Source organism: Pseudomonas sp. RL_5y_Pfl2_69, from assembly GCF_963970465.1.
GTDB lineage: Bacteria > Pseudomonadota > Gammaproteobacteria > Pseudomonadales > Pseudomonadaceae > Aquipseudomonas.
The window spans coordinates 202,474-222,410 of record NZ_CAXAOU010000004.1 but is presented as its reverse complement, the minus strand read 5'-3'; the positions used below and the strand labels follow the sequence as shown (position 1 = coordinate 222,410).

Here is a 19,937-nt window from a genome sequence, read left to right as displayed (position 1 = left end):
GAATCAGAAGTCATAATCGATACTCGCCGTCAGCGTGCGTCCGGCTCCCGGCACGCCATACAGCTGGAAGCCATCCAGCGAGGCGCCGACGCGGCTGAAGTAGAAGGTGTTGAACAGGTTGTCGACATTGAGGTTGACCGTGGTCTGGCGATTGAACCTGTACTGCGCTGCCAGGTAGTGCACCCAGTAGCCGGGGGCCTTTTCCTTGTCCTGGGTGTAGATCGCAAGCACCCCTGAAGGACCGTCGGCATAGCTGCTGTTGTTATTCAGGCCACCCACGTATTTGTTGTCGGTGTAGCGACGACGACCCACGTAGTTGGCGCCATAGCTCAAGCTCAGGTCATCGGTAAAGGCGTAGGTGGTCCACAGGTTGGCCGTCAGGTCGGGCACGTTCTTGGCCTCTGCGCCTTTGTTGACGCCCTTGGTCTGTTCGCTTTTGAGGGCCGAGAAACCGCTGTAGGCCGTCCAGCGATCGGTCAAGGTGCCTTGCAGGCCCAGCTCGACGCCATCGACCCGTTTGGCAGGCAAGGCACGCACCGGCGATGCTTCACCCTCGGCGTATTCCCAGGAGTTGACCAGCTCGGTGCGGAACACCGCAGCGGTCACGCTCATGCCTTTGTCCAGCAGGTCCCACTTGGTGCCAAGTTCGTAAGTCCTGGACTTGGCCGGGGTATAGCGACGGGTACTGGCAGCACCGTAGATCTGGTTGTTGGTCGAGGCACCCAGCGCCGAAGGCTGGGTCGACTCACTGTACGACGCGTAAATGGTGCCGTTGGGTTGTGGTTTGAACACCACCCCGGCGCGACCGCTCCAGGCACCCGAGGTGTCCTTGACATCGTCCTGGCCACGCTGGGTCGTTTCGGCACTCCAGTGGTCATAGCGCAGGGACCCCATGACCTGCCACCACTGATTCAGGGTCAGGGTATCGCCAAAAAACAGCCCGGCGTTGTCGATGCTCGAACGCGGCTCGCCGACGCCCTTGGTGGTGTAGACCGCCGCAAAGTCATGCTGTGGGTCAGCCATGTCGAACGTCATGTTCGGCGCCGGCACCTTGGCGTTGCGCTCAAGGCCACCGTAGGTTTCATGGTAGACATCGAGCCCGGCCACGGCCTTGTGGCTGATGGCGCCGGTGTCGAATTCAAAGCTCAGGTCGGTCTGGTTATCGAGGATGGTGTAGCGTTTGGACAAGCCGAAATCACTGCCCCGCAGTATCCCGTTGGCGGTGCTGCCGGTGTTGGTGTAGTCGGTGTAGACATTGACCCCGTTGACCGTCGACACCGGACCCACGCCGACATAACCCAGGGTTGCGCAACGGTTGGCGGTACAGGTTTTCGCGCCGTCGGCGCCTGCGGCGGTAAAACGCGCCGGGGACAGCACCGAAAAGTTGTCGGTGCGCTGCCAGCGCACCTGGTTGGTCAGCAACGTCCCATTGTCGAAGTCGTGTTCCAGGCGCCCGGTCAACGAAGTGGTCTCGGTTTGCTGGGTGTACAGGCTGGAGTCGCCGTACCAGTTGCTGCGTTTGACCCCGGGCATGCGCTTGCCATCTGTGCCGCGCAAGATCGGCAAGCCGCCGTCCGGGGTGTTGTCATCCTTCTGGTAGAAAAAATCGACAAAGCCCCGGGTCGGCGTCGACAGCCCCAGGGCCAGCGAGGTGGCAATGCCCCAGCGGTCGTAGTCGACCTCATCGCGTTCAGCCACCTGGCTTTGGTGCTTCATCAGGTTGATGCGCACCGCGCTGGTGTCATTCAACTCATGGTTGATATCAGCGGTCAGGCGTCGATAGCCATCGGTCCCGACACCGGCAGACACCCGATTGGCATCCCCCAGATGGGCTTCCTTGCTCACCAGATTGACGCTGCCGCCCACTGCCGAAATACCCGACTCGATGGCGCCGGTGCCCTTGAACACCTCGGCCTGTTGCAGGTTGAAGGTGTCGTTGCGGCTGGACATGCCCGCATCGCGCACACCATCGACGGTCAGGCTCTGCTCGGAAGAAAACCCGCGGATGGAAAACAGATCACCCCAGCCAAGATTGCCCTCCCCGGACATGAAGGTGATGCCCGGCACGTTGCGCAAGATGTCCTGCAAGCTCTGGGCGTTCTGCTCCTTGAGCACCTGCTGGGGCACGATGGTGATGCTCTGCGGGGCATCCAGCAGCGGCGTCATGACCTTGCGCGATGACACTTCATCGACCTTGAACGGCGAGTCATAAGTGCCCTCCACGTTCGATGCGGGCAGGGTCAGCACCTCTGTCGAGGACTGCGCCGCCTGGCTCGCCGGGCTCAATACGCCGAGGGCCAGCAGGCTGAACACGGGGGCAAGCGTACCGTTCAATGCACAAGGGGTATTGCGAACTACTGCCGCATCGGGTGACGATGGCATCGGGCCTTCCTTAATTACAATGACTCGCATTTAGATTCGCCATTCTAAAGAGCGTCATTGCAGCGGATCGCCTGAATTTGTATTGCCAGTGCATGAAAACAGCACCCACAACATTCCATTACATTTAGCCCGGCTGCGCGCCGTGGAATCGGCTATTTGTGCGGCCCTCCCCGGCTCAATGTTCATCTGACTCAAGGCGTCTGTACTGCCCATGTCCAAGCAAGATCATGTGTTAATCGTCGATGACGACCCCGACATCCGCCAGTTGCTGGCCGACTATCTGCGCGACGCGGGTTATCAGGCGTCCACCGCCTGCGATGGCAAGGAAATGCGCCGCCGCCTGGAATTGAGCGTTATCGACCTGATCGTGCTCGATCTGATGCTGCCCGGCGAAGACGGCCTGAGCCTGTGCCGCACGCTGCGCGGCAGCTCCAATATCCCGGTGATCATGCTGACCGCACGCGCCAGCCTGATAGACCGTATCGTGGGCCTGGAGATCGGTGCGGATGACTATCTGCCCAAGCCCTTCGACCCCCGGGAGTTGCTGGTGCGCATCAAAGTGGTGTTGCGCCGGGCGCAGAGCTTTCCGCAGCGTGCCCGGGTCGATGAGGCCACTTATGTGCGCTTTGATGAGTGGCGGCTCGACACCCGCGCCCGGCAAGTGCTGTCCGCCGACGGCCTGGTGATCAGCCTGGGCAACTCCGACTACCGCGTGCTGCGCTTGCTGTTGCAGCACCCCAATCGTCCGTTGAGCCGGGACTTTTTGCTCAACCATGTGTTCGACAAGGACAGCACGCCCTTCGACCGATCCATTGATGTCTGCGTCAGCCGTTTGCGCCAGCAATTGGCGCCCGGCCTGATCAAGACCGTGCGCAATGAGGGCTATATGCTCACCTCGGCCTGCGTGACGAGCGAGTCATGACCCTGTTGCCCCGCACCCTCTATGGGCGGCTGGTGGTGATTCTGGTCAGCGGCATGCTGGCAGCCCAAGTGCTGACCAGCAGCATCTGGTATGACGTGCGCCACAGCCAGGTACTGGAAATCCCCACGCGCCTGATCGCCAGTCGCCTGGCCGATATTGTCCGCGTGGCAACGACCGACCCCCGGCGCACCGGGCTTTTGCTGCAAAGCTTGAGCACCCCCGCCTTCAACCTTGAACTGCGTAATGCCCCCAGTGCCGAACGTGCGCCGCTCACGGCCCAGGATCGGGCAACCGAGTCGTTGCTGCGCAGCCTGATCGATGAAAAGACGGCAACGCAAACACCCTTGAACCTGCTCAACCTGACCCTGCTCGACAATCAGGGGCACAAGGCCGGGATCGATACGCTGTTCGGTTCAAGCCCCGCCGCCGGTCAATTTACCCTTGAGCTGCGCCTGGCCGATGGCCGATGGCTGCATGTACAAGCCCGCGAGGATCAGGGCTGGACCAGCCTGGCGCCGGCGGATGTGATGATCGATTACTTTCTGCGCATTTATCTGGTGCGGATCATCGTAGTGGCCATCATTGTCTTGCTGGCGGTGCGCCTGGCCGTTCGCCCGCTCAATCAACTGGCACAGGCTGCCCAGGCGCTGGGCCAGGACATCCGGCGCCAGCCGCTGCCCATCAAGGGGCCGGTGGAAGTGCAACGTGCCGCCCAGGCGTTCAACCTGATGCAACAACGCCTGCTGGCCAGCCTGGCCGAGCGCACGCGTTTTCTGGCGGCGGTGTCCCACGACTTGCGCTCGCCCATCACGCGCCTGCGACTGCGCACCGAGATGCTCGACAACGAGCCGCTCAAGGAGCGTTTTCGCAAAGACCTGACCGATATGGAGGGGCTGGTGTCCACCACCCTGGACTTCGTCAGCAGCGGTGAAATCAACGAGCCCCGCCAGAGCATCGATATCAACGCATTGTTGCAAAGCCTTCAGGCCGACCTGCAGGATGTGGGTGAACACATCACCCTCACCGGCCGGGCTACCCGACCGTTCTCGGGTTATGCCCGCAGCCTGAAACGCTGCGTCCAGAACCTGCTGGAAAATACCGTGCGGTATGCCCGCGACGTGCACGTGATCGTCGACGAGCAGCCCGCCAGCCTGACCATCACGGTCAGGGACAGCGGCCCGGGGATTGCGCCCGAACAGCTGACCCAGGTTCTGGAGCCGTTCTATCGCCTGGAGTCATCGCGAAACAGCAGCACTGGTGGCTATGGCCTGGGACTGAGCATCGCCCAGACCGTCGCGGCGGCCCACGGTGGAACACTGGAACTGCACAATCGACCCGACGGCGGGCTGGATGCCGTGCTCAGGTTTGAACACGACGGGTAATGCCTTTCGACACAAAAAACGGAGTCCCTATCAGATCTGAATTGCGCTTTGTTTGATCAAATAATCTTTGGCACCATGCATGACCTCACCCAGGAGCAAATCAGCCATGCCAAACATCCAGTTCGATCGAATTGTCGACCTCAGCCACCTGATTACTACCCATATCCCCGTCTGGCCCGATGATCCACCCACCACCTTTACTCCCCAGGCCTCACTGCAGGAACACGGTTATTACCTGCGCAGCTTCAGCATGGGCGAGCACAGCGCAACCCACATGAACGCCCCGAGCAGTTTTTTTCCCCAGGCAATGGGCATCGACGGCTATCGACCCGAGGCCCTTGTGCGCCCGGCCGTGGTCATTGATGTTCAGGCCCCGGCCCGTGACAACCCGGACCATGTCATCAGTATTCAGGACATTGAGCAGTGGGAAGTCGACAACGGCCTCATCGAAGCCGGCTCGGTGGTGCTGTTTCATACCGGCTGGCAATCGCGCTGGTCGCAACCCGGGCGATTTTTCAATGCCGATGAGCAAGGCCTGCACTTTCCTGGCGTCGGTGCCGATGCCAGCCGTTTTTTGCTTGAGCAACGCGCCATCGCCGGGATAGGGATCGACACCCACGGTGTAGATCCCGGCCAGGAAACATCCTTTGCCTGCAACCGGCTAGTACTGGCGCGCAACGGCATAATTCTGGAGTGCCTGAACAATCTTGACCAGTTACCGCCAACCGGCATTACGCTGGTTATCGGCGTGCTTCGCCTGCAGGCGGGCTCCGGGTCGCCAGCCAGCGTGCTGGCGTTTGTCCGCTGAGACCTTAATCAAAGAAGCCCAACCGACCATCGGCACAAGGAATACCTTTCGACTTTCGTATACCATATCTTTTTTACCAGTGAACGATGACGACCGTGGCCCACCCAAAATTCAATGCTCCCGACCTGGGCAACTCACCGTCCACCTCGGAAATCATCACCCTGCATCTGCGCGATGCCATCGTCGCCGGGCACTTTGCCGAGGATGAGCCGATTCGCCAGGACGAAATCGCCCGCCAGTTCAATGTCAGCAAAATTCCTGTACGCGAAGCCCTCAAGCGTCTGGAGGCTGAAGGCCTGGTGATGTTCCAGCGTAATCGCGGGGCCATGGTCACGCGGATTTCCGAGGCCGAGCTGGCCCAGATGTTTGAAGTGCGCATGCTGCTCGAAGACAAATTGCTGCGCCTGGCCATCCCCAACATGACCGCGGACACCTTCGCTCGCGCCGAACGCATCTGTAAGGAGTTTGTCGGCGAGGATGACGTGGGTCGCTGGGCCGAACTCAACTGGGAACTTCACGCCTGCCTCTACGAGCCGGCGCAGCGGCCCTTCATGATCAGCCTGATCCGCTCGGTCAACGACAAACTCGAACGCTACCTGCGTATCCAGATGAGTTTGTCGGCAGGCAAGCACCGCGCAGATCACGAACACCGGGAGATACTCGATGCTTGCCGCGCCGGTGATGTGGAGCGGGCCGTCGGGCTGCTGGATGAACATATCGCCGGGGTGTGCAAAACCCTGTTCGAGCATTTGCCGCAAAGCCACTGATCCCGTAATCAACGCTATTTTCTACTCGGACGGGCACGGGTAACGGTTAACCACCTGCCCGACGGCTCAGTCGACCTGTACGGGTTTTATCCGGTGATCAAGGCTGAGCCACGTGGCGAGCAACTGGACCCCGGCCGCAGCCCCCCCAATGTTGTTCACTTAAACGATTTCAGCCTCTGTGGGAGCGGGCTTGCTCGCGATGGTCTTCAGAACGCCGGATTGATTCAGTCAATACGCGTCATCGTTAACGACCATCGCGAGCAAGCCCGCTCCCACACTTGAGCAGCGCTGCTCTCAAGTGAACAGCATTGCGACCAGATCCTGATTAACCCCGCGTACCCACCGGATTATCAGGATGCGATTATCTGGTTTCCGAGTCAGCCGCAAATCGCGCCAATATACCTGTCATTAAGTGTGCGCGATGTTCCTGGTGTGGTGACAGGCAGCGGGCAGGACGTATCAGGAATCTGGCTTGCTGGGGCGGACAGCGGACCAGGCGCACCGATTCCAACATGCATTGCCGATAGACTCCGAGGTCGCAAGTTCTCTAGCTTCGACAAATTCCGGGCGGCATTTTGGGAGGAAGTTGCGAATGATCCAGAATTGAGTGCGCAGTTTGTAAAGCGTAACCGCAATCGTATGCGTGAAGGTTACGCACCAAATGCTCGGGAACGGGATACCGTCGGAAAGAGAAATACTTTCGAGCTGCACCATGTCGAGCGCATCACGGACGGAGGGCCTGTTTATGACGTGGACAACTTACGAGTCAATACTCCAAAAAACCATATTGAGAATCACAGGTAAGTGCCCCCATGAACAAGACAATTTCTGATTATACCGAAGCGCAGTTCATCGAGTTTTTGGATGAGCTATTTGAAGCGAACGATAATGGTGCATCCGATGAAAAATTGGGGGAGTTTCTTGACAAGTTCAGACAGCTCACAGGGCATCCTGACGGTACTGACCTGATTTACTACCCAGAAGAAGGAGCTGATGATTCTGCCGAAGGGATTACCCGGACAGTTAAGGAATGGCGAGCAGCCAATGGTCTACCCGGCTTCAAAGAATGAATTCTCCCCGCACACCAGAACTCTGAGTTCTCGCGTGCGGGAAATTTTTTCCGAGGTAAAAAAGCGCCAATTACATCTGCTCCCATTTGGTGGAGGATTTTTGGCGGTGGCATAGAAATCATCTGGACCCCGGCCGCAGCCCCCCAATGTTGTTCACTTAAACGTTTTCAGCCTCTGTGGGAGCGGGCTTGCTCGCGATGGTCTTCAGAACGCCGGATTGATTCAGTCAATACGAGTCATCGTTAACGACCATCGCGAGCAAGCCCGCTCCCACACTTGAGCAGCGTTGCTTTCAAGTGAACAGCACTAGAACAGACTGCGCACCCGGCTGCAGGACTTGAGCCTTACTTTGCAACCACCGGCTGCCTCATGACCTGAGGCTTGACCACCGCCGAGCGCGACTTGCGCAAGTCCAGCCGGACAGGCTTCCTGTGTTTGCCACTGTCGAGGCTGAACATTGAAATAATGGTGAACAACAAGGCCGAGCTGCCCAGCACGATATAGGTGTGCCGGAAGCCGAAGACTTCGTACATGTGCCCTGCCAGCGGTGAAATGAACGTCGCCCCTACCCCCTTGGCAAACACAAAGCCCACCATGTAAATCGTTGCCGACAAGCGTGTACCGAAGACATCCTCGATGTACTTGAACATGCCGATAAACACCAGTGGCACTTCCAGGGCATGGAGCATCTTCAACGCCACCATTTCATACGGCGTGGTTGCGAGCCCCGAACCGGTAATGCGCAGCCACATCACCAGCCCCGCAATGATCAGGGCATTTTTGCCACCGATACGGTTCAGCACGCCCGGGATCAGGAACATGCCCAATGCAACCATGCACTCCGTCAGCGTGGTGACAAACCCGAACACTTGCATGCCCTGCTGCGGCGATTCGAAGAAACCACGGAAGTAGTTCACAAACTGCTGGTCGAAAATGTCGTACAGGCATGCGACACCGACCACGTAGAGCACCAGAAACCAGAAACGCCGATCCAGCAACAGGCTCCCGATGGCGGCATAGGAAACCGGTGGCGTTTTCTCGGCGCCATCCCCTGTTGGCACAACACCCAGGCACGGCTTGATCCGGTAGACGAGCACGGCCATCAGCACCGCACAGAGCGAGCCCAGCCAGAAAATGGATTCGGGACTGGTGCTGATCAGCATCCCGGAAATTGCCGCCGAGAAACCGAAACCAATGGCACCGAACATTCGCACCCGACCATAGGGGATGCGGTTGGCCCGGCAGGCTTTTTCGATGTACACCTCCAACGCCCCGCCGCCAGCGGCAAAGGTAATCCCCAGGTAAACGCCGCCCACCAGTGCCGCCAGCATCAGGTGGGTGCGCAGCAGCGGCGCAAATACCCAGTTCATGAAGGGTGCCAGCAAAATCAGCAGGCCGATGACCACACACAATAGGTGTTTGCGATGATCCAGACGATCACTCAGCACGCCAAAGAGCGGCTGGAACAGCATTGCAAAGACCGCCTGGGAGCCGAACATCAAGCCGATGGCGCCAGCATCCAGCGTGCCGACATCTCCCAGCCACACCGCAAGAAAAGGCGCCGTACCGCCCGTGATGAAGTAGTAGAAAAAGAAGATCATGCCGTATTTGAAAAACGGCAGAACCCCGCCAATTGCAGTACCTAGCGTCACGTTCATAGGTCCACCCTGGACTCATTGTTTTTATGGACAAACGTGCCGTGAGTGCTCACTTGCGCGAGCGTGAGCGCCAGCCCCGGCGGATCCGTTGATCGCGCAGGAACTGGCCGCCCGTCAAGGCCGTTTGACGGGTACTTCGGGTAGAATTTCAGGCTAAGACAGCAGGTTTCCTGCGCTTAACCCAAGTGCGGCAACCAGCCTTCGTGAGCCTCGATCAAGTCGTCAACCATGGTCGCGATTTCGTCGAGGCTCAGTTCTGCCGCCGCGTGGGGATCAAGCATCACGGCTTGTTTGACATGCTCACGACGACCGCTGGCCAGGGCTTCCACGGTCAGGAGCTGAACATTGATATTGGTTTGCATCAACGCGGCAAGGCCTACCGGCAGATGACCCACCCGGGTAGGTTGAATACCGTTGTGGTCAACCACACAGGGTACCTCTACGCAGGCATTATCAGGCAGATTGCTGATCAATCCGGCGTTCATCACGTTGCCGTTGATCACGGTCGGAATACCCGTGAGTTCGGCCTCGATGATTTTTGAAGCGTATTCGTGGCTGCGGCACACCTTGAGCCCTTCACCGTTGATCAGCGCCTGCTCTTGCACGCCCCACTCGCTGATCTGCTCCTCGCAGCGGCGCAGGTATTCATCAAGCGGAATATTGAACTGCTCGATCAGGTCCGGGCGATGGCGCTTGATAAACCACGGCACGTACTCGGCCAGATGCTCGGAAGACTCGGTCGCAAAATGGCCGAAGTGCTTGAACACCTCATAACGCACCCGGTTCCAGTCCGGGACCTTTCCTTCATCAAGTACGGCGCGGATACGCGGGTAAAGATCTTCGACGCTGCCATCGGCCAACAGGCGCTCGAACGAGGTGTAGAAGGACATGTGATTGATGCCGGCGCAGCGATAGCGAATTTCTTCGATCGGTACGCCGATGTCCAGGGACAGCTCCTTTGCCGTGCCCTGCACGGAATGGCACAGCCCCACCGTACGCACCTGGGGAACGAAGCGATTGAGCGCCATGCAGTTAATGGCCATCGGGTTGACGTATTGCAGCATCAGGGCACCCGGGCAGAGTTCGCCCATGTCCTTGGCGATGTCCACCAGTACCGGGGCGGTACGCAAGCCACGCATGATGCCGCCGATGCCCAGGGTGTCGCCGATGGTCTGGCGCAGGCCGAAGCGCCTGGGGATCTCGAAATCGGTCACGGTACCCGGTTTGTAGCCTGCAACCTGAATCATAGTGACCACATAATCGGCCCCTTCCAGTGCTCGACGGCGATCGGTCGTCACCTCGAACACGGGGGATACACCCAGGGTCTCGGCGATCTTGCCCGCCACCATCTTCGAGGTTTCCAGGCGATGCAGATCGATATCCATCAACGCAAAATGCGCATTGCGCAACAGCTCGACGTGCAACAGATCGCCCAGCACGTTTTTCATGAATACCGTGGAGCCGGCACCTATCAGGGCAATCTTCGTGGTCTTGAAAGTCATCTGCTTATCCTTGTTCTATTCGCAGTGGACACAGGTAAAAAAATATCAGAGCATCACCGCAGTCCATGCCTGTAGAGGCTGCCTGGGAACCGCTTGATTCCTATGGTAGGAGGCGACCCACCCCCTGAATAGACGAGTTTTATGCGATGACGGGTAATTCTGTGCTCAGCGAGATGATGGCAAGAGGGCCGTCAACCACGGTCATTTCACTGCCCCGCGGCAGGCATCAACTGCACACCATGCCCACCAACGCCGGTTACGACCGGGCCCAGGACACCTCCTATTGCTGGGACGGGCGCAGGCGTGGGGACACCCCGTTCGTAATCTTGCAGCACACCCTCGCGGGCGAAGGCAATTTGCGCTTCGAAGGCCGCCACCACCGCCTCCATGCCGGGGACACCATGTTGCTGCTGGTGCCCCACGACCATTGCTACTGGCTGGAGGAAGGCAACAGTTGGGAGTTCTTCTGGATTGCCATGTACGGCAAGGAGGCGTTGCGCCTGCAACGGGCACTGCTGGCAGAGCGCGGGCCGGTGCTACAGCTGAGCAACCAGACCATTGAAGCCCTGGCCACCACCATTGATACCTTGGTCCACACCCCGGAACTCACCGCAGGCCGGGCATCTGCCCTGGCCTATGACGCCCTGATGCTGCTCCATGATGATTTGAGCGTTCAGGACTGCACCCTGCCTACCCGTGGCTCGGGTGTGGTCGCGACTATCCAGAATCATGTGCATGCCTGCCTGAAAACGGGGCCGGACAAACACGCCCACCCCACCGCCACGGACGAACTGGACGTAGCCAGTCTCGCCCGCCTTGCTGGCTTGAGCCGCGCCCATTTCTCCCGGGTGTTCACCCGTACGACCGGCATGTCCCCGGCAGAGTATGTATTGCACGAACGCATGAAACGCGCGGCGCACCTTCTTGAAATGACCGACCTGTCGATCAAGGCAGTGTCATTGTCAGTGGGGATCGGCGACCCCAATTATTTTTCCAAACTGTTCCGCCGTGCGTTCTCCCTGTCCCCCAGCGAGTTTCGCTTGAGCGGCTTTTACGTCAATAACCTGGGCACACCCTGAGGGCTGCGATCGGCTGCGCAGTCGTCGCAAACCCTGGCCGCCTTGCCCCCTACAAATGTTTCCTTTCGGGGCATTGCCTGCAGCCATGCTCCCTTCTGTAACACCGCCCCACCCCACAGCACCCCAACGGCTCAAGCCATCTGCGCCTCGCTAACCCGAAATCACCGCCTGCGCACTATTTACGGGCCAGCAGGAAAATCGGCACACGATTTGCTAATTAAATATCGTATACGAAATCCTCAATCTGATTTTCAACAGCACTTCAACGACTCCGAGGCTTCCATGAAAAACCCCGTACTTGCCGTAGCCCTCAGCGCTGTTCTAAGTAGTTCCTTTATCGCCACGGCCCAGGCCGACAAGCTCGACGACATCATTGGATCGGGCAAACTTCGCTGCGCCGTCACCCTGGACTTCCCACCGATGGGCTCGCGTGATGCATCCAACAAGCCGGTAGGCTTCGATGTGGACTACTGCAACGATCTGGCGAAAGTGCTCGGAGTCGATGCCGAAATCGTTGAAACCCCCTTCCCTGACCGTATCCCGGCGCTGGTCTCCGGCCGTGCCGACGTGATCGTGGCCTCTACCTCGGACACCCTGGAACGTGCAAAAACCGTTGGCCTGAGCATCCCTTACTTCGCCTTCCAGATGGTGGTGCTGACCCGCGACGATACCGGCATCAACAACTTCGACGATCTCAAGGGCAAGGCCGTGGGCAATACCAGCGGCACCTATGAAGCCATCGCCCTGGAAAAAGACGTGAAGAGCTGGGGCAGCGGATCGTTCCGTGCCTATCAGTCGCAAAACGACACCCTGCTGGCCGTTGCCCAGGGCCATATCGAAGCCACCGTCGTCACTAACACCGTGGCCGCTGCGACCATTAAGTCTGGCAAGTACAAAAACCTGAAAGTCGCCGGCAACGCACCTTACGTGGTTGATTACGTGTCCCTGGGCGCCAAGCGCAGCGAGTACGGCCTGCTCAATTACCTGAACCTGTTCGTCAACCAGCAAGTACGCACCGGTCGCTACAAGGATCTGTGGGTCAAGTGGGTCGGCACCGAGATTCCACCGGCTGATCTGACCGTACCTCACGTTTACTACTGAGGTATCCAGCATGTCCGGGATTACTTCTCTCTGCGGTCGCAGCCTGGTTGATGGCGCAGCGGTCGGTCCACTGCTCTACGCCGATGTCGGCCTGAGTTTCTGGGGCGGCGTCGACCCGTTCAGCGGTGAGGTGATCGACCGTCACCACCCGCTCAGTGGCGAATGCCTGGCGGGCCGGGTGCTGGCGATCCCCAGCGGGCGCGGCTCCTGCACCGGTAGCAGCGTGCTGATGGAACTGATCAGCAATGGTCATGCCCCCGCAGCCCTGGTGCTGGCTGAGGCCGATGAGATTCTGACCCTTGGCGTGCTGGTCGCCCAGACCCTGTTCGAACGCTCTCTGCCGGTGCTCTGCATCGGCAGCGAAGCCTTTGCCGGCTTGCAGCGTAAGGCGTTCGCCAGTGTCGACGGCACACACCTGAGCCTGTTTGATACAGCGCCTGACGACACCGCACCAGCATCGATCAGCGATACCCCCACTGCAGACCCAGGCACCGGAATCGAGCTGACCGAGCACGATCGGGCACTGCTCGATGGCAGCTACGGCAAGGCCGCCCAGGTCGCGATGCAAATCGTTTTGCGCATGGCGCAATTGCAAGGGGCCGCACAACTGATCGACATCACCCAGGCGCATATCGACGGCTGCATCTATACCGGGCCTGCGAGCCTGCGCTTTGCCCAACAACTGGTTGAATGGGGCGCCCGGGTCCGGGTGCCCACCACCCTCAATTCGATTTCCGTAGACCAGCGTCGCTGGCGTGAACTGGGCATCGACCCTGTGCTCGGCGTACCGGCCAGTGCTCTGGGCGATGCCTACATGGCCATGGGTGCGCAGCTGAGTTTCACCTGCGCGCCTTATCTGCTGGACAGCGCGCCCAAGGCAGGTGAGCAGATCGTCTGGGCCGAGTCCAACGCAGTGGTGTACGCCAACAGCGTGCTCGGCGCACGCACACTCAAATACCCTGATTATCTGGATATCTGCATTGCCCTCACCGGCCGTGCGCCGTTGATTGGCTGCCATCTGGAGAGTCAGCGCAAAGCCCGTTTACACGTTCAGGTGCCGCAACTGGCTGACCTCGACGACGCTTTTTATCCCCTGCTCGGCTACCACATTGGTGCCCTGGCCGGGAGCCGTATCCCGCTGGTGTCGGGGCTGGAACACCATCACCCGGACCGGGACGATCTCAAGGCATTCGGTGCGGCTTTTGCCACCACCAGCGCGGCGCCTTTGTTCCATATTGCCGGGGTAACACCTGAAGCGTTGAATCCGGCACAGGTCCTGGATCAAGACCTGGCGGTGATCAAGATCAATGTGCAGGACCTGCTGCTCAGCTGGCAGGAACTCAACAGTGCCCGTGATTCCAGGGTGGATGTGGTCTCCCTGGGCAACCCGCACTTTTCCCTGACCGAGTTCGCTCATTTGGCGCGCCTGTGCCAGGGCCGGCATCGCCACCCTGATGTGGTACTGGCGATCACCTGTGGCCGTGCCGTACTGGAGCAGGCACGCGAAGCCGGGCATATCGCCGTACTCGAAGCCTTCGGCGTCACGCTGGTCACTGATACCTGCTGGTGCATGCTGGGTGAGCCGGTGATCCCGCCGTCCGCCAGGAACCTGATGACCAACTCGGGCAAATACGCCCACTACGCACCCGGCCTTGTGGGGCGCAAGGTTCACTTCGCCAGCCTCGCCGAGTGTGTGGATGCGGCGTGCAGCGCCACGGCCAGCGGTCGCTTGCCGCTGTGGCTGCAAACCGCTGCCTCACTGGAGAACTACGCCCATGTTTGACTACACCTTCCAATGGCGATCGGCAATGCGCGCTTTGCCGGACATGCTCGCAGGTGCCCTGGTCACTTTTGAGACCGCTGCACTGTCGATGATCTTCGGCGTAGTGATCGCCCTGGCGCTGACCGTGATGCGCGAAACCAGGAACCCGTGGTTGCGCGGCATCGGCAATACCTGGGTATCCATTGCCCGCAACACCCCGTCGCTGTTTCAAATCTATATTTTGTACTTCGGCCTGGGCTCCATGGGCCTGCATGTCAGCTCATGGATCGCCCTGCTGGCCGGGATCACGTTCAACAACGCCGGCTACCTGGCCGAAAACTTCCGTGGCGGCCTCAAAGCCGTGCCCGAAACCCAGGTCCGTGCTGCTCGCTCGCTGGGCATGAGTGCATTCCAGACCTACCGCATGATCGTCGTCCCGCAGCTGCTGCGCATTGTGTTCTACCCGCTGACCAACCAGATGGTCTGGGCCGTACTGATGACGTCCCTGGGCGTGATCGTGGGCCTGAACAATGACCTCACCGGCGTGACCCAGGACTACAACGTCAAAACGTTCCGCACCTTCGAATACTTCGCCATGGCCGCGGTGCTGTATTACCTGATTGCCAAAGCAATCGTTGCAGTAGCCCGGCTGTTGGCCTGGCGACTGTTTCGTTACTGAGGACTGACCCATGTTTTCAACCAGTTTTACCTGGAACGACTTTTTGTTTTTGCTGGACGGGGCCTGGGTCACCCTGCAACTGACCACCTGGGCGATTTTGCTGGGTACTGTTGCAGGACTGCTGTTCGGCCTGATGCGCGCTTTGCTGCCGCGGGCCAGTCTGCCGCTGGCCTGGGTGCTGGACGTGTTTCGCAGCGTACCGTTGCTGATCCAGTTTGTGCTGTTCAACTCGCTCAAGAGCATTGTCGGCCTGAACATCAGCGCCTTCACCGTCGGCTGCATCGTGCTTGGGGTCTACGCTGCCGCGTACTTCACCGAGATCGTGCGCAGTGGCGTGCTCGCCGTGCCATTTACCACACGCCGGGCCAGTCGCTCCCTGGGCCTGAGCTACTTGCAGGACCTGCGCTATATCGTGCTGCCCATCGCCATGCGAGTGGCATTCCCCGGCTGGCTCAACCTGGTGCTCAGTGTGATGAAAGACACCGCCCTGGTGATGTGGATCGGCATTGTTGAACTGTTGCGTGCCTCGCAAATCGTCGTCACCCGCATTCAGGAACCGATGCTGGTGCTGTGCATCGCAGGCCTTATCTATTACGTCATGAGCCTGGTGGTTGCCCGCCTTGGCGCTCGCCTGGAAAAAAGGTGGCAAGAAAATGATTGAGATCGTCAACGTACACAAATCCTTCGGCGACCTTGAAGTGGTCAAGGGCGTTAGCCTGACCGTGAACAAGGGCGAAGTGGTTTCAATTATCGGCGGCTCCGGCTCCGGCAAGTCGACCCTGCTGATGTGCATCAACGGTCTGGAACCGATCCAGAAGGGCCACATTCGCGTCGACGGCATCGAAGTCCATGACCGCGCCACTAACCTCAACCACCTGCGGCAGAAAATCGGCATCGTGTTCCAGCAATGGAACGCCTTCCCGCACCTCACCGTGCTCGAAAACGTGATGCTTGCACCGCGCAAGGTGCTCGGCAAAAGCAAGGCCGAAGCCGAGGCCCTGGCGGTGCAGCAACTGACCCATGTGGGCCTTGGCGACAAGCTCAAGGCCTTCCCCGGCAAGCTGTCCGGCGGTCAGCAACAGCGCATGGCCATTGCCCGTGCCCTGGCCATGTCGCCGGACTACATGCTGTTTGACGAAGCCACCTCGGCCCTCGACCCGCAACTGGTCGGCGAAGTGCTGGACACCATGCGCATGCTCGCCGAAGACGGCATGACCATGGTCCTGGTGACCCACGAAATCCGTTTTGCGCGGGATGTATCCGACCGTGTGGCGTTCTTTCGCAACGGCCTGGTGCACGAAATCGGCTCCCCCGATCAAGTCATCGGCAACCCGGTGCACGCGGAAACGGCGGCCTTCCTCAAGTCGGTCAAATAACCCCCAGTCACTGTGGGCGCGGGCATGCTCGCGACAAGGCCCACCTCAACACAACAGGAGCAAGCCATGCGGTCATCGAAAATCGTTCATGTGGTCAGTTGTCACGCCGAGGGAGAGGTTGGCGACGTGATTGTAGGTGGCGTGGCCCCGCCGCCGGGTGCCACAGTGTGGGAACAGTCGCGGTGGATTGCCCAGGACGAAACCCTGCGCAACTTCGTCCTCAACGAACCCCGTGGCGGCGTGTTCCGCCACGTCAACCTGCTGGTTCCGGCCAAGGATCCACGGGCACAAATGGCCTGGATCATCATGGAGCCGGCCGACACGCCGCCGATGTCGGGCTCCAACTCGATATGCGTCTCCACGGTGTTGCTCGACAGCGGCATTTTGCCGATGACCGAACCGCAAACCCGACTGGTGCTCGAAGCCCCGGGCGGACTGATCGAAGCCGTGGCCGATTGCCGGGACGGCAAGGTGCAACGGGTCGAGATCAAGAACGTGCCGTCATTCGCGGACCGTCTGGATGCCTGGATCGAAGTTGAAGGCCTTGGCTCGCTCAAGGTCGACACCGCCTATGGCGGCGACAGTTTCGTGCTCGCCGATGCCCGGGAACTGGGGTTTTCGATCAGCCCGGACGAAGCGAAAGACATCGTTGAAATCGGCTTGAAAATCACCCGTGCGGCCAACGAGCAATTGGGCTTCGTCCACCCGCTGAACCCCGACTGGTCGCATATCTCCTTTTGCCAGATTGCAGCCCCCGTGGAGTACCAGAACGGGATTGCCAGTGGTGCCAACGCGGTGGTGATTCGTCCGGGCAAGATCGATCGTTCGCCCTGCGGCACCGGCTGCTCGGCGCGCATGGCGGTATTGCAGGCCAAGGGCGTGCTCAAGGTGGGTGATCGCTTTATCGGGCGCTCGATCATCGGGTCCGAGTTCCATTGCCGCATCGACTCCATGACCGAAGTCGCCGGACGCACCGCGATCTACCCGTGCATCTCTGGCCGGGCCTGGATCACCGGCACCCATCAGTTACTGCTGGACCCAAGCGACCCGTGGCCACAGGGCTATCGCCTGTCGGATACCTGGCCGGGTGCCTAACCCCCCCACAGCGCTGATACGAAGGCCTTTTTTTGAATTTAATCGTATACGAAATACCATCAATGTAACCGGAGGCAACAAACAATGAGCAAGCGCATCAACTGGAGTGGCGTCTTCCCTGCGGTGACCACTCAATTCAACGATGACTTCACCATCAACCTGGACAAGACCCACCAGGTGATTTCCAACGTTATTCGCGACGGCGTCTCGGGCCTGGTGGTGTGCGGATCGGTGGGGGAAAACACCTCGTTGACCGCTGAAGAAAAAATCGCCGTGACCGAAGTCGCGGTGGATGCCTCTCGCGGTCGTGTACCGGTGATCTGTGGCGTGGCCGAGTTCACCAGCGTGCAAGCCGCCAAGGTGGCCAATGCCGTGCGCAAGGTCGGGGTTGACGGGGTGATGTTGATGCCCGCGCTGGTCTACGGCTCAAAGCCTTTTGAAACGGCCGAACATTATCGTTACGTGGCCAAAAACGCCGACGTACCGCTGATGGTCTACAACAACCCGCCGATCTACAAAAATGACGTCACGCCAGAAATCCTGATTTCCCTGGCCGATTGCGACAACGTGCTGTGCTTCAAGGACTCCTCGGGTGACACCCGGCGCTTTATCGACATTCGCAATGAAGTCGGCGACCGTTTTGTGCTGTTTGCAGGTCTGGACGACGTGGTGCTCGAAAGCATCGCCGTGGGTGCCGAGGGTTGGGTATCGGGCATGTCCAACGTATTCCCCAAAGAAGGCGAAACCATCTTCCGCCTGGCCAAGGCCGGGCGCTTTGCCGAGGCCATGCCGATCTATGAGTGGTTGATGCCGATTTTGCACCTGGACGCCCGCGCCGACCTGGTGCAGTGCATCAAGTTGTGTGAGGCCATTGCCGGTCGCGGCAGCGCCCTGACCCGCCCACCGCGCCTGGCCTTGCCCCGGGAAGACCGTGAGTTTGTCGAGCGGATCATGGCCAAGGCCCTGGCCAACCGTCCGCAGTTGCCGGATGTCGGTTTGTAGCCGGTGAGGCGTTCGTAGTCGCTGTCGAGTAGAACGAGGCTGCGATCGGCGGTGTAGCGGTCGTAAACCGGCGCACGGGGTATGCCTGACTAACCGTGGGAATCGATTTTACGACGGCTTGGCCGCCGATCGCAGCCTCGCACGGCTCGTCAGCGACTACAGATTCGTCACCAACTCCGTGCTGTAGTCGCTGCGATCGAGAGGGTTTCACCGCCCGCACAATGTCCTTAATTCAACAATGCCCGCAGATCGTTGTACAACGCCTGCGGGATCTGCACCCCTTCCACCTGGCTTAGCGCCCGCGCATCGTAACGGCGTTGCGACGGCAAACGGGCGCCCTGCCCTTCGATACTCTCAAACAACACTTCTGCCCGTGCCAGATGCTGCTCGGTTGCAGCCCCCAGAAAGCGCTGCGGATCGAACGCGATAATCAACTCGCCGTGGTAAGGCGACGACTTGCTGCCCGCGTCGTAAGCCAAGGATTCGGCACTGGTCAAATCTCCGATCAAGGGCCCGGCAATCAATTCCACCATCGCGGCCAGCGCCGAGCCCTTGTGCCCGCCGAACGTCAGCATCGCACCCGTATCCAGCACGACATTGGCGTCGGTGCTCGGTCGCCCCTCAGCATCAACCCCCCAGCCTTCAGGTATCGACTTGCCTGCCCGGCGATGCAACTCGATGTCGCCACGGGCAATCGCACTGGTGGCAAAGTCAAAGACAAAAGGATCACGCCCCGCCCGTGGCCAGCCAAACGCAATCGGGTTGGTGCCAAAGACCGGCTGGCTGCCGCCGGCTGGCGCAACCCAGGCATGGCTCGGGTTGCAGGCCAAGGCCACCAGACCGGCCGCCGTCAATTGTTCGATCTCTACCCACAGAGCCGAAAAATGCACACACCGATTGATCGCCAACGCCGCAATACCGTTAGCCCGGGTTTTGTCCTGCAGTAACGGCAACCCCGCCTGGAAGGCCAGCTGGGAAAAACCGCCCCCCGCATCCACCCGCACAATCGAAGGCGCCTGATCGATCACCTGGGGCACGGCGTCGGCCGAGACCTTGCCCGCGCGCAGCGAATTGACACAGCCCAGCACCCGGTACAAGCCGTGGGACGCGCAACCATCACGCTCCCCGGCCAGCACCGTTTCACTCACCGCGCGGGCATGGGCCGGATTGAAACCGTTATGCAACAAGATCGATTCGGCCAGCTCGTAAGCCTGGGCCAGGGTCAGTCGGATCATGATCAGCTCCTTGAACAGACCTTACAGACTGGACCATGACAGGCTCCACGGCTTGATCGGTTCAAGCCGGTTGCATGACGAATTCAGCACAGCTCAGGGTTGCTGCCGGGCGCAGCC

Annotated in this window: 18 protein-coding genes; 14 read left to right on the top strand and 4 right to left on the bottom strand. The window is 59.8% G+C overall.

Annotation, left to right across the window (positions count from 1 at the left end; translation table 11 throughout):
- Positions 1 to 3: 3 nt before the first annotated feature.
- Complete coding sequence (locus AACY07_RS09400; protein ID WP_133076844.1) at positions 4 to 2,382, bottom strand: TonB-dependent receptor; 2,379 nt, start codon at positions 2,380 to 2,382, stop codon at positions 4 to 6.
- A 211-nt stretch (positions 2,383 to 2,593) separates the two neighbouring features.
- Between AACY07_RS09400 and AACY07_RS09395 the strand changes: the two genes are divergently transcribed.
- The 6 genes from AACY07_RS09395 to AACY07_RS09370 all read left to right on the top strand — a co-directional run bounded on the left by AACY07_RS09395 (position 2,594) and on the right by AACY07_RS09370 (position 7,331).
- A complete protein-coding gene (locus AACY07_RS09395; protein WP_133076845.1) occupies positions 2,594 to 3,304 on the top strand; it encodes a response regulator in 711 nt (236 codons plus the stop codon).
- On the top strand, positions 3,301 to 4,686 hold the full coding sequence (locus tag AACY07_RS09390) for an ATP-binding protein (protein WP_339474524.1): 1,386 nt from the start codon (positions 3,301 to 3,303) through the stop codon (positions 4,684 to 4,686). The genes AACY07_RS09395 and AACY07_RS09390 overlap by 4 nt, the downstream gene beginning before the upstream one ends.
- 106 nt (positions 4,687 to 4,792) lie before the next feature.
- Entirely contained in the window at positions 4,793 to 5,494 is a 702-nt protein-coding gene (locus tag AACY07_RS09385; RefSeq protein WP_339474522.1) for a cyclase family protein, read from the top strand.
- A gap of 95 nt (positions 5,495 to 5,589) precedes the next feature.
- Positions 5,590 to 6,261, top strand: a complete 672-nt coding sequence (locus AACY07_RS09380) for a GntR family transcriptional regulator (protein WP_326426652.1) — start codon at positions 5,590 to 5,592, stop codon at positions 6,259 to 6,261.
- A gap of 414 nt (positions 6,262 to 6,675) precedes the next feature.
- On the top strand, positions 6,676 to 7,065 hold the full coding sequence (locus AACY07_RS09375) for an HNH endonuclease signature motif containing protein (protein ID WP_339474520.1): 390 nt from the start codon (positions 6,676 to 6,678) through the stop codon (positions 7,063 to 7,065).
- A gap of 8 nt (positions 7,066 to 7,073) precedes the next feature.
- On the top strand, positions 7,074 to 7,331 hold the full coding sequence (locus AACY07_RS09370; RefSeq protein WP_339474518.1) for a bacteriocin immunity protein: 258 nt from the start codon (positions 7,074 to 7,076) through the stop codon (positions 7,329 to 7,331).
- 344 nt (positions 7,332 to 7,675) lie between these two features.
- Here the strand turns inward: AACY07_RS09370 and AACY07_RS09365 are convergent, their stop codons facing one another.
- Positions 7,676 to 8,989, bottom strand: coding sequence for an oligosaccharide MFS transporter (locus tag AACY07_RS09365; protein ID WP_326426645.1), 1,314 nt, complete (start codon positions 8,987 to 8,989; stop codon positions 7,676 to 7,678).
- 176 nt (positions 8,990 to 9,165) lie between these two features.
- Positions 9,166 to 10,491, bottom strand: a complete 1,326-nt coding sequence (locus tag AACY07_RS09360; protein ID WP_133076849.1) for an alpha-glucosidase/alpha-galactosidase — start codon at positions 10,489 to 10,491, stop codon at positions 9,166 to 9,168.
- 146 nt (positions 10,492 to 10,637) lie between these two features.
- Here AACY07_RS09360 and AACY07_RS09355 point away from each other — a divergent pair, with 146 nt between their 5' ends.
- The 8 genes from AACY07_RS09355 (at position 10,638) to AACY07_RS09320 (ending at position 18,585) form a co-directional block, all read left to right on the top strand.
- Positions 10,638 to 11,570: an AraC family transcriptional regulator gene (locus tag AACY07_RS09355; protein ID WP_339474515.1), complete on the top strand. Its 933-nt coding sequence runs from the start codon at positions 10,638 to 10,640 to the stop codon at positions 11,568 to 11,570.
- A 282-nt stretch (positions 11,571 to 11,852) separates the two neighbouring features.
- A complete protein-coding gene (locus AACY07_RS09350; RefSeq protein ID WP_133076851.1) occupies positions 11,853 to 12,671 on the top strand; it encodes an ABC transporter substrate-binding protein in 819 nt (272 codons plus the stop codon).
- A 10-nt stretch (positions 12,672 to 12,681) separates the two neighbouring features.
- Positions 12,682 to 14,454: a cis-3-hydroxy-L-proline dehydratase gene (lhpI, locus tag AACY07_RS09345; RefSeq protein WP_339474513.1), complete on the top strand. Its 1,773-nt coding sequence runs from the start codon at positions 12,682 to 12,684 to the stop codon at positions 14,452 to 14,454.
- Positions 14,447 to 15,112, top strand: coding sequence for an amino acid ABC transporter permease (locus tag AACY07_RS09340; protein WP_339474512.1), 666 nt, complete (start codon positions 14,447 to 14,449; stop codon positions 15,110 to 15,112). The genes lhpI and AACY07_RS09340 overlap by 8 nt, the downstream gene beginning before the upstream one ends.
- Before the next feature lie 10 nt (positions 15,113 to 15,122).
- Positions 15,123 to 15,773 (top strand): amino acid ABC transporter permease, encoded by a 651-nt coding sequence (locus AACY07_RS09335; RefSeq protein WP_133076854.1) that lies wholly within the window; start codon positions 15,123 to 15,125, stop codon positions 15,771 to 15,773.
- The gene (locus AACY07_RS09330; protein ID WP_133076855.1) at positions 15,766 to 16,488 is read left to right on the top strand and encodes an amino acid ABC transporter ATP-binding protein; all 723 of its coding nucleotides are present in this window, start codon (positions 15,766 to 15,768) and stop codon (positions 16,486 to 16,488) included. The genes AACY07_RS09335 and AACY07_RS09330 overlap by 8 nt, the downstream gene beginning before the upstream one ends.
- Before the next feature lie 66 nt (positions 16,489 to 16,554).
- Positions 16,555 to 17,583, top strand: coding sequence for a trans-3-hydroxy-L-proline dehydratase (locus AACY07_RS09325; protein ID WP_133076856.1), 1,029 nt, complete (start codon positions 16,555 to 16,557; stop codon positions 17,581 to 17,583).
- Between the two features lie 84 nt (positions 17,584 to 17,667).
- The gene (locus AACY07_RS09320; protein WP_339474510.1) at positions 17,668 to 18,585 is read left to right on the top strand and encodes a dihydrodipicolinate synthase family protein; all 918 of its coding nucleotides are present in this window, start codon (positions 17,668 to 17,670) and stop codon (positions 18,583 to 18,585) included.
- A gap of 227 nt (positions 18,586 to 18,812) precedes the next feature.
- Here AACY07_RS09320 and AACY07_RS09315 read toward each other — a convergent pair whose 3' ends face one another.
- A complete protein-coding gene (locus AACY07_RS09315) occupies positions 18,813 to 19,820 on the bottom strand; it encodes an Ldh family oxidoreductase (RefSeq protein WP_339474509.1) in 1,008 nt (335 codons plus the stop codon).
- Positions 19,821 to 19,937 lie beyond the last annotated feature (117 nt).

What these genes read in the sequence shown, in the direction of transcription:
- AACY07_RS09400 (WP_133076844.1), bottom strand. Translation starts at nt 2,382, where the DNA reads ATGCCATCGTCACCCGATGCGGCAGTAGTTCGCAATACCCCTTGTGCA.
- AACY07_RS09395 (WP_133076845.1), top strand. Translation starts at nt 2,594, where the DNA reads ATGTCCAAGCAAGATCATGTGTTAATCGTCGATGACGACCCCGACATC.
- AACY07_RS09390 (WP_339474524.1), top strand. Translation starts at nt 3,301, where the DNA reads ATGACCCTGTTGCCCCGCACCCTCTATGGGCGGCTGGTGGTGATTCTG.
- AACY07_RS09385 (WP_339474522.1), top strand. Translation starts at nt 4,793, where the DNA reads ATGCCAAACATCCAGTTCGATCGAATTGTCGACCTCAGCCACCTGATT.
- AACY07_RS09370 (WP_339474518.1), top strand. Translation starts at nt 7,074, where the DNA reads ATGAACAAGACAATTTCTGATTATACCGAAGCGCAGTTCATCGAGTTT.
- AACY07_RS09365 (WP_326426645.1), bottom strand. Translation starts at nt 8,989, where the DNA reads ATGAACGTGACGCTAGGTACTGCAATTGGCGGGGTTCTGCCGTTTTTC.
- AACY07_RS09360 (WP_133076849.1), bottom strand. Translation starts at nt 10,491, where the DNA reads ATGACTTTCAAGACCACGAAGATTGCCCTGATAGGTGCCGGCTCCACG.
- AACY07_RS09355 (WP_339474515.1), top strand. Translation starts at nt 10,638, where the DNA reads ATGACGGGTAATTCTGTGCTCAGCGAGATGATGGCAAGAGGGCCGTCA.
- AACY07_RS09350 (WP_133076851.1), top strand. Translation starts at nt 11,853, where the DNA reads ATGAAAAACCCCGTACTTGCCGTAGCCCTCAGCGCTGTTCTAAGTAGT.
- lhpI (WP_339474513.1), top strand. Translation starts at nt 12,682, where the DNA reads ATGTCCGGGATTACTTCTCTCTGCGGTCGCAGCCTGGTTGATGGCGCA.
- AACY07_RS09340 (WP_339474512.1), top strand. Translation starts at nt 14,447, where the DNA reads ATGTTTGACTACACCTTCCAATGGCGATCGGCAATGCGCGCTTTGCCG.
- AACY07_RS09335 (WP_133076854.1), top strand. Translation starts at nt 15,123, where the DNA reads ATGTTTTCAACCAGTTTTACCTGGAACGACTTTTTGTTTTTGCTGGAC.
- AACY07_RS09330 (WP_133076855.1), top strand. Translation starts at nt 15,766, where the DNA reads ATGATTGAGATCGTCAACGTACACAAATCCTTCGGCGACCTTGAAGTG.
- AACY07_RS09325 (WP_133076856.1), top strand. Translation starts at nt 16,555, where the DNA reads ATGCGGTCATCGAAAATCGTTCATGTGGTCAGTTGTCACGCCGAGGGA.
- AACY07_RS09320 (WP_339474510.1), top strand. Translation starts at nt 17,668, where the DNA reads ATGAGCAAGCGCATCAACTGGAGTGGCGTCTTCCCTGCGGTGACCACT.
- AACY07_RS09315 (WP_339474509.1), bottom strand. Translation starts at nt 19,820, where the DNA reads ATGATCCGACTGACCCTGGCCCAGGCTTACGAGCTGGCCGAATCGATC.